Source organism: Candidatus Thiopontia autotrophica (assembly GCF_982804495.1).
In genome coordinates, this window is record NZ_CEYDPX010000027.1 from 1 (window position 1) to 15,673 (window position 15,673).

Below are 15,673 nucleotides of genomic sequence, written 5' to 3' on the forward strand. Positions count from 1 at the left end.
CAGTAGCTCAACTGGCAGAGCAGCGGTCTCCAAAACCGCAGGTTGGGGGTTCGATTCCCTCCTGGCCTGCCATTTATTTTTGTTGGTTTGGTGTGAGTGGTTTTTTTTAGAATAACGGTAAAGCGAATAGTTGGATGGCAGACAAGATTAAATTAGCGGTTGCAGTGTTGATATTGGCAGCAGGCATGGTGGCATTTTATGTGTTGTCAGAGCAGTCGGCGCTACTGCGTACGCTTGGGCTGTTGGTGCTGGTTGGTGTCAGTGCGGCAATTGCACTGCAGACAGAAGCAGGACGTTCTGGCTGGAGTTTCGTCTCTGGGGCAAGGACAGAGGCGCGCAAGGTGGTCTGGCCAACACGAAAAGAGACTACACAGACCACCATGATGGTTGTGGTGATGGTTATTATTGTCGGAATTTTGCTGTGGCTACTGGACATGGGATTAGTCTGGGCAGTTAAGGTATTTACAGGGAACTAATTGATCATGACAAAGAGATGGTATGTGGTCCATGCCTATTCAGGCTTTGAGCATCAGGCAGCACGTTCTCTGAAGGAGCGCATTACTCTTGAAGGAATGGAAGAGTCATTTGGTGAAATCCTTGTACCTTGTGAAGAGGTTGTTGAGATGCGTCCGGATGGGAAAAAGCGTAAAAGTGAGCGCAAATTCTTTCCTGGTTATGTGCTGGTTCAGATGGATATGAATGATAGTGCATGGCATCTGGTGAAGGATGTGCCGAAAGTGATGGGCTTTATTGGTGGCACAGTGGATCGTCCTGCACCAATTACGGACAAGGAGGCAGAAAATATTCTGCAACGTATCCAGGATGGAATTGAGAAGCCACGTCCCAAGGTACTATATGAGGCTGGTGAGATGGTGCGTGTTACTGACGGACCATTTGCTGACTTCAATGGTGTGGTGGAAGAGGTGAATTACGAAAAGAGCAAGCTGACCGTATCGGTTCAGGTATTTGGACGCTCTACTCCAGTTGAACTTAATTTTGGTCAGGTGTCAAAGGGGTAATAATTTTATAGCTCAGAATGGTTCTGTCAGACTGTTTTGAGTGTTGTGTAACGGGGAGTTGGCTGGGGCCTGTTTTAGCGAGTGGCCACCAACGTTTGAACCCATACTAGGAGAGTACAATGGCAAAGAAGATTGAGGCCTACATTAAGCTGCAGGTTCCTGCAGGTGAGGCAAATCCAAGTCCGCCCGTTGGCCCTGCGCTGGGTCAGCACGGTGTAAATATTATGGAGTTCTGTAAGGCTTTTAATGCGGCAACACAGAGCCTTGAGAAGGGGATGCCTGTCCCTGTGGTTATTACGGTCTATAACGATCGTAGTTTTACCTATATTACCAAGACACCTCCAGCATCAATTCTGCTGAAGAAGGCTGCTGGTATCAAATCTGGTAGTGGCGAGCCTCATATTAATAAAGTGGGTACGGTAAATCGTGCTCAACTTGAGGAGATTGCAACTACCAAGATGGCTGATTTGAACGCAAACGACATGGATGCAGCAGTACGTATTATTGCAGGTAGTGCGCGTAGCATGGGTCTGAACGTAGAAGGCGTGGAGGGAATGTCCTGATGGCCAAGATGACTAAAAGAGCAAAGGCAATTGCTGAAAAGGTAGAGACTGGAAAACAGTACGATGCTACTGAGGCATTTGATCTGTTGAAGGATATCTCTTCAGTAAAGTTCTCCGAGGCTGTTGATGTAAGCATCAACCTCGGTGTTGACCCTAGAAAATCAGATCAGGTTGTTCGTGGCTCGACTGTGCTGCCAAATGGTACTGGCAAAACTGTTCGTGTAGCAGTATTTGCCCAGGGTGCCAATGCGGATGCGGCAAAAGAGGCTGGTGCCGATATAGTTGGAATGGATGATCTTGCGGCGACAATCAAGGGAGGCGATCTGAACTTTGATGTTGTGATTGCATCACCTGATGCGATGGGTGTTGTTGGTCAGCTGGGACAAATTTTGGGTCCTCGTGGTCTTATGCCAAACCCCAAGGTTGGAACTGTAAGCCCTGATGTTGCTGGTGCGGTTAATAATGCCAAGTCAGGACAGGTTCGTTACCGTACAGATAAGGCAGGTATTATCCACTGCTCAATTGGCAAGGTAGATTTTTCTGCTGATCAATTGATAGGAAATCTGCAGGCATTGCTGGTAGACCTGAACAAGAAAAAACCAAGCGCTGCAAAAGGTGTTTTTCTGAAGAAAGTGACTGTTTCCACAACCATGGGACCAGGACTTGCTTTGGATCATACCTCTCTGGAGGCGTAACTGACGTTAGATAACGTTGGGAAGAAACTTTGCACTGTTGACTGCTCGTAGTACGAGAATTCAATAGTCGTCAAAGACCGTGGGTTCCTCTGGTTTAATGTTTGCCAAATGGTGAACGCCCACGCAGACGGTACGCAGACATTATTGATGTTGCTGTTGTGCCGTTAGGCGGATGATTTAGCTTTTAATAGCAAAAATCATTCTTTAGTGCGCATTGTGCGCGAGAAGGTGGATGGATCAATTGATCCAACTGCTCTTTGTTAGTAAGGAGAAATGTACGTGGCATTGAATCTTGAACAGAAGAAAGCCGTCGTCGCAGAGGTCAGTGAAGTAGCTGCCTCCGCACTCTCCGTTGTTGCGGCTGAGTATCGTGGACTCACCGGGGAAGAACTGACCGAGTTGCGAGTCAAATCTCGTGATGCTGGTGTGCGGATCAGGGTTGTTAAAAACTCTCTGGCACGTCGAGCATTTGAAGATACAGGCTACGCATGCATGAATGAGGCGCTGGTTGGGCCTCTGATTCTTGGTTTCTCTCAGGAGGATCCAGGTGGTGCGGCTCGGGTAATGAAGGACTTTTCCAAGGAGCATGACAAGCTAGTTGTCAGAGCACTCTCCCTGGGAGACTCCTTGATGGATGCTTCCCAGTTGAACGCGGTTGCTAGTCTGCCTACTTATGATCAGGCGATCTCTATGTTGATGAGTGTTATGAAAGCACCAGTTGAGAAGTTTGTTCGTACTTTGGCTGAGCCACACAGCAAGATGGTTCGTACCATTGCAGCTGTACGTGATGTAAAAGAGGCGGCGTAATCAGTTTGCGTAACAACGTTTGTAGTAAATGATGACATAACAGTAATTTTTTAAGTATTTAGGAGAAATAAAATGGCAGTAAGTAAAGACGATATCCTGGAAGCCATTTCCAACATGAGTGTAATGGAGGTCGTAGAACTGATCTCTGATATGGAAGAGAAGTTTGGCGTATCTGCAGCAGCAGCTGTAGCAGTTGCAGCAGGCCCAGCTGCTGGTGATGCCGGTGGTGCCGCTGAAGAGCAGACTGAGTTTGACGTGGTTCTTGCTAGCTTTGGTGAAGCAAAAGTTGCAGTTATTAAGGCTGTACGTGCAGCAACAGGTCTGGGTCTGAAAGAGGCTAAGGGTCTGGTTGAATCTGCACCTGCTCCTGTCAAGGAAGCTGTTTCCAAGGATGAAGCAGAAGAGCTCAAGAAGACTCTGGAAGAGGCGGGCGCAACCGTCGAGATCAAGTAAGCAAGTCTTGATTGACCAATCGCAGACTGATGCGATTTGGCTGGCGGCATTTTGCCGCCGGCCTTTTTGCGCTGTTAGAGCAGTGTTTGTTTCTGCAATAACAGCGATTCGTGCGGCTATTAGTTTTCGGCCGTACATGTTAGTGACACAAGATAGATAGAGGGTTCCAATGGCATACGCTTTCACTGAGAAGAAAAGAATTCGCAAGAGTTTTGGTAAACGTCCAAACGTTATGGATGTTCCTTACCTGTTGGCAATTCAGCTGGATTCATTCAGGGATTTCCTGCAGATGGGAGTTGCCGTAGAAGACCGCAAGAGTAGCGGGCTACAGGCAGCATTCAACTCGATTTTCCCCATTGAGGCCTACTCTGGAAATGCGGCATTGGAATATGTCAGTTATAGACTGGGAACTCCTGCATTTGATGTAAAGGAGTGTCAGCAGCGTGGCATGACATTTGCGGCCCCACTTCGTGTCAAGGTGCGTCTGATCATTTATGACAAGACCTCCAAGAACAAGGTTGTAAAAGATATTAAGGAGCAGGAAGTCTATATGGGGGATATCCCTCTGATGACAGACAATGGAACTTTTGTAGTGAACGGTACCGAGCGTGTTATCGTTTCGCAACTACACCGTTCTCCTGGTGTCTTTTTTGAGCACGACAAGGGTAAGACACACTCTTCTGGCAAGTTACTTTTCTCTGCAAGAGTGATTCCCTACCGTGGTTCATGGCTTGATTTTGAGTTTGATCACAAGGATCTTCTCTATGTGCGAATTGACCGTCGCAGGAAGATGCCTGCAACAATTCTATTGCGTGCACTAGGCCTCTCTACACAAGAGATGCTGGACAGATTCTTTGAAATGGACCGTTTTTTCTGCGGCAATGATGGTATAAGTTTCGAGGTGATTCCAGAGCGTCTGCGTGGTGAGATCGCAGCATTTGATATCAAGGCCGGTAAAAAAGTACTGGTGGAGACGGGGCGCAGGATTACTGCACGTCATATCCGTGAGATAGAAAAGGCAGGCGTTAGCTCACTGGAGGCTCCACAAGAGTTTGTTATCGGTAGAGCACTGGGCCATGATCTGGTAGATACCGAGACTGGTGAATTGATTGCCTCTGCAAATGATGAGATTACAGAAGAATTATTGGAGCAGATTGTTGAAGCAGGAATCTCTGAGTTCCAGACACTCTTTATCAATGAGCTGGACCGAGGAGCATACCTTTCTGAGACATTGAGAAATGATTCTGCTGCCAGTCAGCTTGAGGCGCAGGTTGAGATCTACAGGATGATGCGTCCTGGTGAGCCGCCTACACGGGAATCAGCAGAAAACCTGTTCCACAGTCTCTTCTTTACTCTGGATCGTTATGACCTCTCTGCTGTAGGGCGCATGAAGTTCAATCGTCGTCTCTCACGTGAGGAGTTGACTGGCGAAGGCGTACTGTTGAATGATGATATTGTTGATGTGATTAAGGAGTTGATTAACATCAAGGATGGTCGTGGTGTTGTTGATGATATTGATAACCTTGGAAATCGTCGTATTAGAAGTGTTGGCGAGATGGCGGAGAATCAATTCCGCATCGGTCTGGTTCGAGTTGAGCGCGCAGTCAAGGAGCGTCTGAATATTGCAGAATCCGAGGGGTTGATGCCTCAGGAGCTGATTAATGCAAAGCCAATCTCTGCAGCAATCAAGGAGTTCTTCGGTTCCAGTCAGCTATCTCAGTTTATGGATCAGGTTAACCCTCTCTCTGAGGTTACCCATAAACGCCGTATCTCTGCATTGGGCCCGGGCGGCCTGACTCGTGAGCGTGCCGGGTTTGAGGTGCGTGATGTGCACCCAACTCATTATGGACGTGTCTGTCCAATTGAGACCCCTGAGGGGCCGAATATTGGATTGATCAACACTTTGGCGGTTTATGCTCGTACCAATGAGTATGGTTTCCTTGAAACCCCTTATCGTAAGGTTGTTGATGGACAGGTAACAGATGAGATTGAGTATCTCTCTGCTTACGATGAGGTTAATTTCCATATTGCGCAGGCAAGTGTAAATATGAGCGCGTCTGGCAAGTTGCAGGATGAGCTCCTCTCCTGTCGTTACCAGAATGAGTTCACCATGGCCTCGCCAGATGTCATTGAGTATATGGATGTCTCTCCTCGACAGATTGTCTCCGTTGCAGCCTCGTTGATTCCATTTCTTGAGCACGATGATGCAAACCGTGCATTGATGGGAGCAAATATGCAGCGTCAGGCAGTTCCAACCATGCGTGCAGAGAAGCCGCTGGTAGGGACAGGGATTGAGCGTGATGTTGCTGTGGATTCTGGTGTTACAGTAGTTGCCAAACGTGGTGGCATGGTTGATTTTGTTGACGGTGGACGAATAGTTGTTCGTGCGAATGATGATGAAGCTATCGCTGGTGAGTCTGGTGTAGATATCTACAACCTTACCAAGTACACAAGATCAAACCAGAATACCTGCATAAATCAGCGTCCATTAGTGAAACCTGGCAATCAGATAACACGTGGTGATGTTCTTGCAGATGGCCCATCCACCGATATGGGTGAGTTGGCACTGGGACAGAATCTGACAGTCGCATTTATGCCATGGAATGGTTATAACTTTGAGGATTCTATACTCATCTCTGAACGAGTAGTTGAAGAGGATCGTTACACCACGATTCATATCGAAGAACTTACCTGTATGGCACGAGATACAAAACTTGGTTCTGAGGAGATCACTGCAGATATCCCAAATGTGGGAGAGCATGCTCTTGGTCGCCTTGATGAGTCCGGTATTGTATATATTGGTGCAGAGGTAAATCCTGGTGATATTCTGGTAGGTAAGGTGACACCTAAGGGTGAGACGCAGCTGACTCCAGAGGAGAAGCTGTTGCGCGCCATCTTTGGTGAGAAGGCATCAGACGTGAAAGATACCTCGTTGCGTGCCAAATCCTCAATGGCTGGAACAGTGGTAGATGTTCGTGTCTTTACCCGTGACGGCATCCAGAAAGATAAGAGATCTCTCGATATTGAAGAGATGGAGCTTGATGATGTCCGCAAGGATCTGAAGTCTCGTCAGGATATTATCGAAGAGGATCTTTTCCAGCGTCTTGAGAAGTTGTTGACTGGCAAGATGGCTGATGGCGGCCCTGGATCAATCAAGTCTGGAGATAAGGTAACGAAGACCTATCTTAAGGATCTTGGTCGTGAGAAGTGGTTTGAAATTCGCATGCGCAACGAGGATGTGAATCAAAAGGTTGAACTGGTTCGAGAGCAGCTCAAGCAGCAGCGCGAAGAGATTGAGACCATCTTTGAAGAGAAAAAGGGAAAGATCACCGGCGGAGATGATCTGGCACCTGGTGTACAGAAAATGGTGAAGGTCTATGTTGCAGTGAAACGCCGCATTCAACCTGGCGACAAGATGGCAGGACGCCATGGTAACAAGGGTGTTATCTCCAGGATTGTTCCGGTTGAAGATATGCCACATAGAGAGGATGGAACTCCTGTTGATATTGTTCTGAACCCATTGGGTGTACCTTCTCGTATGAATATCGGTCAGGTGCTTGAGGTTCATCTTGGATGGGCAGCCAAGGGGCTAGGCATTAAGATTGCCGGCATGCTCGATAGTGATTCTGGCGTGAAGGACGTTAGAAAATTCCTGGATAAGGTATACAATGTAAGCGGCCAGAATGAGGATCTGGAGTCACTGAATGATGATGAAGTGATGGAGATGGCAAATAACCTGAGAGGTGGTGTGCCAATGGCTACACCGGCATTTGATGGTGCCAATGAGAAAGAGATCAAGCGTATGCTGAAGTTGGCTGATCTCCCTGAAAGTGGCCAGACCACACTTTTCGATGGACGCACTGGTGAGGCCTTCGAGCGTCAGGTGACCGTTGGTGTCATGCATATCATTAAACTTAATCATCTGGTTGCAGACAAGATGCATGCCCGTTCAACAGGACCATACAGCCTGGTTACTCAGCAACCTCTTGGTGGTAAGGCTCAGTTTGGTGGTCAGCGCTTTGGTGAGATGGAGGTCTGGGCACTTGAGGCCTATGGTGCCTCTCATGTCCTCCAGGAGATGTTGACTGTTAAATCGGATGACGTTTCAGGACGTACCAGGATGTACAAGAATATCGTGGATGGTGATTATCGAATTGAGGCAGACCTGCCTGAATCATTCAACGTACTGTTGAAAGAGATTCGTTCGTTGGCAATTGATATTGATTTGGAACAGGTGGATTAGATACAGCTAAAGATTGCTGATTATTTACCCTGACCACAACGTGTTCCATTAGGAGAAGAGAATGAAAGACCTACTCAATTTTTTGAAAGCTCAACAAGAGACCAAGGATTTTGATGCAATCCGTATTGGATTGGCATCACCGGAGAAGATTCGTTCCTGGTCATTTGGAGAGGTCAAGAAGCCAGAAACTATCAACTATCGCACCTTCAAGCCGGAGCGTGACGGTCTTTTTTGTGCCAAGATCTTTGGTCCAACCAAGGACTATGAGTGTCTCTGTGGAAAATACAAGAGACTGAAGCATCGTGGCGTGGTGTGCGAGAAGTGCGGGGTTGAGGTAACGCTATCCAAGGTCCGCCGTGAGCGTATGGGACATATCGATCTGGCCAGCCCTGTTGCCCATATCTGGTATCTGCGCTCCTTACCGTCACGCCTTGGTATGTTGCTGGATATCACCCTGAAGAATATTGAGCGTGTTCTCTACTTTGAATCATTTATCGTCATCGAGCCAGGAATGACAGATCTGGAGCGTGGCCAGTTGTTGACTGATGATCAGTATCTGGATGCGATTGAGGAGTGGGGAGATGAGTTTGATGCCCGTATGGGTGCAGAGGCAATTGATCAGCTAATTCGCGGGATGGATCTGCAGGTTATTTCTGCCCAGTTGCGCGAGGATCTCGCCGCAACCAAATCAGAGGCCAAGACCAAGAAACTATCCAAGCGTCTGAAGCTGGTTGAGGGTTTCCTGGAGTCCGGCAACAAGCCGGAGTGGATGCTGTTGCGTGTATTGCCAGTATTGCCGCCAGAGCTGAGACCACTGGTTCCTCTTGAGGGAGGACGTTTTGCAACCTCTGACCTGAATGATCTATATCGTCGAGTCATCAACCGTAATAACCGGCTCAAGAGACTGTTGGATCTCTCTGCACCTGACATTATTGTCCGTAACGAGAAACGCATGCTACAGGAGTCTGTAGATGCACTATTGGACAATGGTCGTCGTGGTCGTGCAGTAACTGGAACCAACAAGCGCCCACTGAAATCTCTGGCTGAGATGATCAAGGGCAAGCAGGGGCGTTTCCGTCAAAACCTGCTCGGTAAGCGTGTTGACTACTCTGGTCGTTCAGTGATTGTGGTTGGCCCAACTCTTAAGCTGCATCAGTGTGGTCTTCCCAAGGCAATGGCACTTGAGCTATTCAAGCCATTTATTTTTGGTAAGTTGCAACTGCGTGGACTGGCAACCACTATCAAGGCTGCCAAGAAGATGGTTGAGCGTGAGGAGCCTGTAGTGTGGGATATTCTCGATGAGGTTATTCGTGAGCACCCGGTCATGCTTAACCGTGCACCAACACTGCACCGTCTCGGTATCCAGGCTTTTGAGCCGGTTCTGATTGAAGGTAAGGCAATTCAGCTGCATCCACTGGTTTGTACTGCATTTAATGCAGACTTTGATGGTGACCAGATGGCTGTACATGTGCCTCTCTCTATTGAGGCGCAGCTTGAGGCGCGTACCCTGATGTTGGCAAGCAATAATGTTCTTCACCCTGCAAATGGTGAACCAATTATCGTGCCAACCCAGGATGTGGTGCTCGGTCTCTACTATATGACCCGTGAGCGTATAAATGCCAAGGGTGAAGGTGCCATATATGCAGATGTAAACGAATTACGCCGTGCCTACGACAGCAAACTTATTGATATTCATGCAAAAATTGAGGTCAGAATACCTGAGACCACAATTGATGAGAACGGCAACAAGAGCACAACCGTAAGCCGTATAAAGACTACAGCTGGTAGAGCGCTGTTATCAGAGATTCTCCCTGATGGGCTGCCGTTTGCAGAGATTAACAAGACGCTTACCAAGCGGGTGGTAACAGGACTGGTTGATATCTGTTATCGAACTCTGGGTCTCAAGACTACAGTTATCTTTGCAGATAAATTGATGTATACAGGTTTTGAGAACTCAACTCGTGCAGGGGTCTCGTTTGGTGCGGATGACATGATTATCCCCGAGGACAAGTTCTCCATTCTCTCTGCTGCTGAGCGCGAGGTGAAGGATATTCAGGATCAGTATTCGACTGGACTGGTTACTAACGGTGAGCGTTATAACAAGGTGGTTGATATCTGGACGCATGCCAATGATCAGGTTGCCAAGGCAATGATGGACAAGATTGGTATCGAGGATGTAGTTGACAGTGAAGGCAAAAAGGTCCAGCAGGATTCATTCAACTCCATCTTTATGATGGCAGACTCGGGAGCTCGTGGTTCTGCAGCCCAGATCCGACAGCTGGCCGGTATGCGTGGCCTGATGGCCAAGCCGGATGGCTCAATTATTGAGACCCCTATTACGGCAAACTTCCGTGAAGGTCTAAATGTACTACAGTACTTTATCTCTACCCACGGTGCTCGAAAGGGCCTGGCAGATACTGCACTGAAAACTGCAAACTCAGGATACCTGACTCGCAGGTTAGTGGATGTTTCACAAGATCTGGTAACAACAGAAGATGATTGTAGAACAACCAATGGCGTACTGATGCAGACAATTGTAGAGGGTGGTGATGTTATCGAGACACTACGTGAGCGTGTTCTTGGTCGTGTAACCTCTGAAAATGTAGTCAAGCCGGGTACAGACGAGCTGTTGATTAAGGTGGGGACACTGATTGACGAGAAGATTGCTGATCTTCTTGAAGAGAATAGTGTTGACCAGATGCGTGTACGTTCGATCATTACCTGTGAAACCAGAGATGGTGTCTGTGCCAAATGTTATGGACGAGATCTTGCTCGTGGTGATCTGATTAGTCAGGGTGAAGCTGTGGGCGTAATTGCGGCTCAGTCTATTGGTGAGCCTGGAACCCAGTTGACAATGCGTACCTTCCATATCGGTGGTGCGGCATCTAGAGCTGCTGCTGATAATAGTGTTGATGTTAATAACAGGGGGCAGGTGCACCTTCATAATGTTCGTTCAGTGCGACATGCTGATGGACACCATGTCGCGGTTTCCCGTTCCGGTGAAATTGCTGTGGTTGATGAGAATGGATTGGAGCGTGAGCGCTACAAGATTCCATATGGTGCAGAGATCACAGTCTCTGATAGTGACAGTGTAGAGCCTGGACAGAAGGTTGTAACCTGGGATCCGCATACCCATTCAGTTGTTACCGAGGTGGCTGGAACAGTTCGTTTTAACTACTTTGTCGATGGAGTCTCTTTCCGAAAAGAGACTGATGAGGTTACAGGTCTGACCAGTGTGGTGGTAACAGATTCAAAACAGAGAATTGTTGGTGACCAGACCGTAACTGTAATTGATGGTAAGGGTAAAACAAGCGAAGAGGTTGTCGGAAATCGTGATCTTCGTCCCATGATCATGCTGGTTGATGAGAAGGGGCAAGAGATTATGATTCCCGGAACCACAGTGCCTGCTCAATACTTCCTGCCAGCTGGTGCGATTGTGACTGTAGAGGATGGCACAACTATTGGTGTCGGTGATGTTCTTGCAAGAATCCCTCAGGAAGCTGGTAAAACCCGTGATATTACGGGTGGTCTGCCTCGAGTTGCTGATCTCTTCGAGGCGCGCAAGCCAAAAGAGCCTTCAGTTATGGCAGAACAGACAGGAACCATCACCTTTGGCAAGGAGACCAAGGGCAAGCAGAGGGTTGTGATTGTTGGTGAGGATGGTGAGCAGACAGAGACGCTGATTCCAAAGTTCCGTCACGTCATAGTTTTCGAGGGTGAGCATGTTGAGAAGGGTGAAACCATTGTTGATGGTGCACCTGACCCACATGATATTTTGCGCCTGAAGGGGATTCCTGAATTGGCAAAATATATCACCAACGAGGTTCAGGATGTGTATCGTCTGCAGGGTGTAGGTATTAATGACAAACATATTGAATGTATTGTCCGCCAGATGCTGCGCCGGGTTGTGATTGTCAATCCTGGAGATACAAAATTCCTCCAGGGGGAACAGGTAGAGCGCGCAAGAATGCTGGATGAGAATGAACGGGTGGTTGGGCTTGGTAAAATGCCGGCCTCATACGAGGATATTCTTCTTGGAATCACCAAGGCATCTTTGGCAACAGACTCATTTGTCTCTGCAGCATCCTTCCAGGAGACTACAAGGGTTCTGACCGAGGCCTCGGTTACAGGCAAGAGTGACGGCCTGCGTGGTCTTAAGGAGAATGTTATTGTAGGCCGACTTATTCCTGCAGGAACTGGACTTTCCCACCACATCAGACGTCGTCAGCGCAGAAAACTCTTCTCTGATACAGATATTCTGGCGGTAACAGATGAGGCTGTTATAGAAAGCGAAGATGCAGTTAATGCTGTGGATGAGGTGGCTACAGAGGAGTGATCTTGTCAGGCCCGGCCTTTTGGCCGGGCTATCCGTTTATAGAGGCAACTTTTTGGAAAAGATGGCGAAAAGCGCTTGACACCAATTGGTGTGCCCTCTAGAATTCGCGTTCCTGATTACGAGGGAGACCATAACATTATGGTTAGATCGTAAACCGACATGACTTAAGAAATGAGAAGGTGAATGTGTCGGGTTCGCCGAAAATAGATCAACCAAGATCGGTTCCACAAGGGCCGGTCTTTTTTGTCGCATTAAGTATGCGTTTTGATCTGCTATAACATGCTCTTTAAACACTGGTTTTGGTGCCTGCTAGCGGATCGTTTATGGGTTAAGTAACAGTAAGTTACGCAATGATAAGCTAAAGAATAGAGATAAAATGGCAACGATTAATCAGCTGGTTAGAAAACCACGCAAGGTACAGAAAGAGAAGAGCAAGGTCCCCGCGTTGGATGCATGTCCACAGAGGCGAGGCGTATGTACTCGTGTCTACACAACTACACCTAAAAAGCCAAACTCAGCAATGCGTAAGGTGGCTCGTGTCCGCTTGACCAATAGCATGGAGGTCTCTTCATATATTGGTGGTGAGGGACACAATCTTCAGGAGCACTCGGTTGTTCTTATTCGAGGCGGTCGTGTGAAGGATCTTCCTGGTGTGCGTTACCACGTAGTTCGCGGCAGTCTGGATACAACAGGTGTTGAGTCACGTCGCCAGGGTCGTTCCAAGTATGGAGCTAAAAAGCCGAAGAGCTGATTGCTGTCGGTTATCAATAAGCAGATTTAGACAAGAATTCGAGAAAGCAGATGTCAAGAAGAAATAGAGCACCAAAACGTACTGTATTGCCAGATCCAAAATATGGAAATGAGCAGTTGACCAAGTTCATTAATGTGATCATGAAGGATGGCAAGAAGTCGGTTGCCGAGAAGATCGTATATGGAGCGCTTGATGTCGTTGAGGAGAGAGGAAATAGTGAGCCTGTTGAGACACTATTTGCCGCTCTGGAAAATGTTGGTCCAAAGGTGGAGGTAAAATCTCGCCGAGTTGGTGGATCTACCTATCAGGTACCTATCGAGGTGCGCCCTGATCGTCGTATTGCTCTCGGCATGCGTTGGTTGGTTGAATCTGCACGCAAGCGTGGTGAGAAGACCATGGGTCTGCGTCTGGCAGGAGAAATTCTGGATGCGGTTGAGAGCCGTGGCTCGGCAGTAAAGAAGAGAGAAGATACTCATCGTATGGCAGATGCCAATAAGGCATTCTCTCACTTCAGATGGTAGTTTTTGGTAGAACCTAACAACTCTTTAATAAACAGTTAACAGAAAGCATACAGCAGAATTATCATGGCACGTCAAACTCCACTAGATCGTTATCGTAACCTCGGCATCATGGCACACATTGATGCAGGTAAGACAACTACGACTGAAAGGGTACTTTTCTATACAGGTCTCTCTCACAAGATTGGAGAGGTGCATGATGGTGCAGCAACCATGGACTGGATGGAGCAGGAGCAGGAGCGTGGTATTACCATTACCTCTGCAGCTACCACCTGTTTTTGGCAGGGTATGGATCAGCAGTTTGATCAGCACCGTATCAACATTATTGACACCCCGGGACACGTTGATTTCACTATTGAGGTGGAGCGTTCATTGCGTGTGTTGGATGGTGCATGTGCAGTATTCTGTGCGGTTGGCGGGGTAGAGCCGCAATCTGAGACAGTTTGGCGTCAGGCTAACAAGTATGGTGTTCCGCGTATCGGTTTCGTCAACAAGATGGATCGTGCAGGTGCCGACTTCCTTCGTGTTGTTGAGCAGATCAAAGAGCGTCTAGGAGCAAATGCAGTTCCTATTCAGATGAATATCGGTGCTGAGGAAGATTTCAAGGGTATTGTGGATCTTATTCGCATGAAGGCGATCTACTGGAATGAAGACGACATGGGTATGACCTATGAGGCCGTTGATATTCCTGCAGAGCTGCAGGCTCAGTGTGATGAGCTTCGTGAGGAGATGGTTGAGGCGGCAGCCGAGGCCAATGATGACCTCATGGAGAAGTACCTGGAAGAGGGAGAGTTAAGCGAAGATGAGATTCGTGAAGGACTCCGCACCAGAACACTGAAAAATGAAGTTGTCCTGATGATGTGTGGCTCTGCATTCAAGAACAAGGGCGTACAGGCAATGTTGGATGCTGTTATCCATTTCATGCCTTCTCCGCTGGATGTTGATGCAGTCACCGGTGAGCTTGAGGATGGAGCCGAGGAAGAGCGTATTGCATCAGATGATGAGCCATTCGCTGCCTTGGCCTTCAAGATAGCAACAGACCCATTTGTGGGCACCCTGACATTTTTCCGTGTCTATTCAGGGGTGATTAACTCTGGTGACTTCTGCTACAACACAGTAAAGGGCAAGAAAGAGAGAATTGGACGTATTGTACAGATGCACTCCAATGATCGTGAAGAGATCAAAGAGGTTCGGGCTGGGGATATTGCCGCTGCCATCGGACTCAAGGATGTGACTACAGGTGACACCCTCTCTGCAATTGATAACAAAATTGTTCTGGAGCGTATGGAGTTCCCAGAGCCGGTAATCTCGGTTGCGGTTGAACCAAAGTCGAAGGCTGACCAGGAGAAGATGGGTATCGCCCTCTCCAAGCTGGCGCAGGAGGATCCATCCTTCCGTGTCCATACTGATGAGGAGTCTGGCCAGACCATTATCTCCGGTATGGGTGAGCTCCACCTGGAGATTATTGTTGACCGTATGATGCGCGAGTTTAGTGTAGAGGCATCAGTTGGTGCCCCACAGGTTGCCTACCGTGAGACTCTCCGCAAACCAGTTGAGCAGGAAGGAAAATTTGTACGGCAGTCAGGTGGTCGCGGTCAGTTCGGTCATGTCTGGATCAGAATCGAGCCACAGGAAGCCGGTGCTGGTTACGAATTTATTAATGAGATTGTGGGTGGTGCAGTTCCGAAGGAATACATCCCCGCAGTTGACAAGGGTATTCAGGAGCAGATGAAAAATGGTGTCATCGCTGGTTACCCAATCGAAGATTGTAAAGTTACACTTTATGATGGTTCATACCATGATGTTGACTCCAATGAGTTGGCGTTCAAGGTGGCAGGTTCCATGGCCTTTAAGCAGGGAGCTCTGAATGCTGATCCCGTACTGCTTGAGCCTATGATGAAAGTTGATGTGGTGACGCCTGAAGAGTACATGGGTGATGTGATGGGTGATCTTAACCGTCGTCGCGGAATGGTTGCCGGTATGGGTGACTCCCCTGCAGGCAAGATGATTGCTGCAAGTGTGCCACTCTCCGAGATGTTTGGTTATGCAACTGATCTGCGTTCAGCAACCCAGGGTCGTGCAACATACTCAATGGAGTTTGAGAAGTATGCTGAGGCACCGGGAAATATTGCAGATGCAATTATTAAGAAAAATAGCTAACCAGCAGGGTTAACCAAGATAGTTAGTTGAAAATATTTAAGTAAGTGAATAGATAAGAGCAAGAGGAAATAGCGATGTCCAAGGAAAAGTTTGAAAGAACCAAACCGCACGTAAACGTAGGCACGATT

The 15,673-nt window shown here is 47.9% G+C and carries 11 protein-coding genes; all 11 read left to right on the plus strand.

Translation table 11 applies throughout. The features are described from left to right. The first annotated feature begins 134 nt into the window (after positions 1 to 134). The 11 genes from secE to fusA all read left to right on the plus strand — a co-directional run bounded on the left by secE (position 135) and on the right by fusA (position 15,545). Positions 135 to 476 carry a preprotein translocase subunit SecE gene (secE, locus tag AC3ZFK_RS07475; protein WP_487506188.1) on the plus strand — a complete coding sequence of 114 codons (342 nt, stop codon included), beginning with the start codon at positions 135 to 137 and terminating at the stop codon, positions 474 to 476. 6 nt (positions 477 to 482) lie between these two features. Then, positions 483 to 1,019, plus strand: a complete 537-nt coding sequence (gene nusG / locus AC3ZFK_RS07480; RefSeq protein WP_487506189.1) for a transcription termination/antitermination protein NusG — start codon at positions 483 to 485, stop codon at positions 1,017 to 1,019. A gap of 119 nt (positions 1,020 to 1,138) precedes the next feature. After that, positions 1,139 to 1,582, plus strand: coding sequence for a 50S ribosomal protein L11 (gene rplK, locus AC3ZFK_RS07485; RefSeq protein ID WP_487506190.1), 444 nt, complete (start codon positions 1,139 to 1,141; stop codon positions 1,580 to 1,582). Further along, the gene (rplA, locus tag AC3ZFK_RS07490; RefSeq protein WP_487506191.1) at positions 1,582 to 2,277 is read left to right on the plus strand and encodes a 50S ribosomal protein L1; all 696 of its coding nucleotides are present in this window, start codon (positions 1,582 to 1,584) and stop codon (positions 2,275 to 2,277) included. The genes rplK and rplA overlap by 1 nt, the downstream gene beginning before the upstream one ends. Before the next feature lie 279 nt (positions 2,278 to 2,556). After that, positions 2,557 to 3,084: a 50S ribosomal protein L10 gene (gene rplJ / locus AC3ZFK_RS07495; RefSeq protein WP_487506192.1), complete on the plus strand. Its 528-nt coding sequence runs from the start codon at positions 2,557 to 2,559 to the stop codon at positions 3,082 to 3,084. Positions 3,085 to 3,156: 72 nt separating this feature from the next. After that, a complete protein-coding gene (gene rplL / locus AC3ZFK_RS07500) occupies positions 3,157 to 3,537 on the plus strand; it encodes a 50S ribosomal protein L7/L12 (RefSeq protein ID WP_487506193.1) in 381 nt (126 codons plus the stop codon). Between the two features lie 169 nt (positions 3,538 to 3,706). Then, a complete protein-coding gene (rpoB, locus tag AC3ZFK_RS07505; RefSeq protein WP_487506194.1) occupies positions 3,707 to 7,780 on the plus strand; it encodes a DNA-directed RNA polymerase subunit beta in 4,074 nt (1,357 codons plus the stop codon). A 61-nt stretch (positions 7,781 to 7,841) separates the two neighbouring features. Continuing rightward, entirely contained in the window at positions 7,842 to 12,116 is a 4,275-nt protein-coding gene (rpoC, locus tag AC3ZFK_RS07510) for a DNA-directed RNA polymerase subunit beta' (RefSeq protein ID WP_487506195.1), read from the plus strand. Positions 12,117 to 12,492: 376 nt separating this feature from the next. Then, a complete protein-coding gene (rpsL, locus tag AC3ZFK_RS07515) occupies positions 12,493 to 12,867 on the plus strand; it encodes a 30S ribosomal protein S12 (RefSeq protein ID WP_487506196.1) in 375 nt (124 codons plus the stop codon). Between the two features lie 50 nt (positions 12,868 to 12,917). Beyond that, the gene (rpsG, locus tag AC3ZFK_RS07520; RefSeq protein ID WP_487506197.1) at positions 12,918 to 13,388 is read left to right on the plus strand and encodes a 30S ribosomal protein S7; all 471 of its coding nucleotides are present in this window, start codon (positions 12,918 to 12,920) and stop codon (positions 13,386 to 13,388) included. A gap of 63 nt (positions 13,389 to 13,451) precedes the next feature. Continuing rightward, the gene (fusA, locus tag AC3ZFK_RS07525; protein WP_487506198.1) at positions 13,452 to 15,545 is read left to right on the plus strand and encodes an elongation factor G; all 2,094 of its coding nucleotides are present in this window, start codon (positions 13,452 to 13,454) and stop codon (positions 15,543 to 15,545) included. Positions 15,546 to 15,673 lie beyond the last annotated feature (128 nt).

What these genes read in the sequence shown, in the direction of transcription:
- secE (WP_487506188.1), top strand. Translation starts at nt 135, where the DNA reads ATGGCAGACAAGATTAAATTAGCGGTTGCAGTGTTGATATTGGCAGCA.
- nusG (WP_487506189.1), top strand. Translation starts at nt 483, where the DNA reads ATGACAAAGAGATGGTATGTGGTCCATGCCTATTCAGGCTTTGAGCAT.
- rplK (WP_487506190.1), top strand. Translation starts at nt 1,139, where the DNA reads ATGGCAAAGAAGATTGAGGCCTACATTAAGCTGCAGGTTCCTGCAGGT.
- rplA (WP_487506191.1), top strand. Translation starts at nt 1,582, where the DNA reads ATGGCCAAGATGACTAAAAGAGCAAAGGCAATTGCTGAAAAGGTAGAG.
- rplL (WP_487506193.1), top strand. Translation starts at nt 3,157, where the DNA reads ATGGCAGTAAGTAAAGACGATATCCTGGAAGCCATTTCCAACATGAGT.
- rpoB (WP_487506194.1), top strand. Translation starts at nt 3,707, where the DNA reads ATGGCATACGCTTTCACTGAGAAGAAAAGAATTCGCAAGAGTTTTGGT.
- rpoC (WP_487506195.1), top strand. Translation starts at nt 7,842, where the DNA reads ATGAAAGACCTACTCAATTTTTTGAAAGCTCAACAAGAGACCAAGGAT.
- rpsL (WP_487506196.1), top strand. Translation starts at nt 12,493, where the DNA reads ATGGCAACGATTAATCAGCTGGTTAGAAAACCACGCAAGGTACAGAAA.
- rpsG (WP_487506197.1), top strand. Translation starts at nt 12,918, where the DNA reads ATGTCAAGAAGAAATAGAGCACCAAAACGTACTGTATTGCCAGATCCA.
- fusA (WP_487506198.1), top strand. Translation starts at nt 13,452, where the DNA reads ATGGCACGTCAAACTCCACTAGATCGTTATCGTAACCTCGGCATCATG.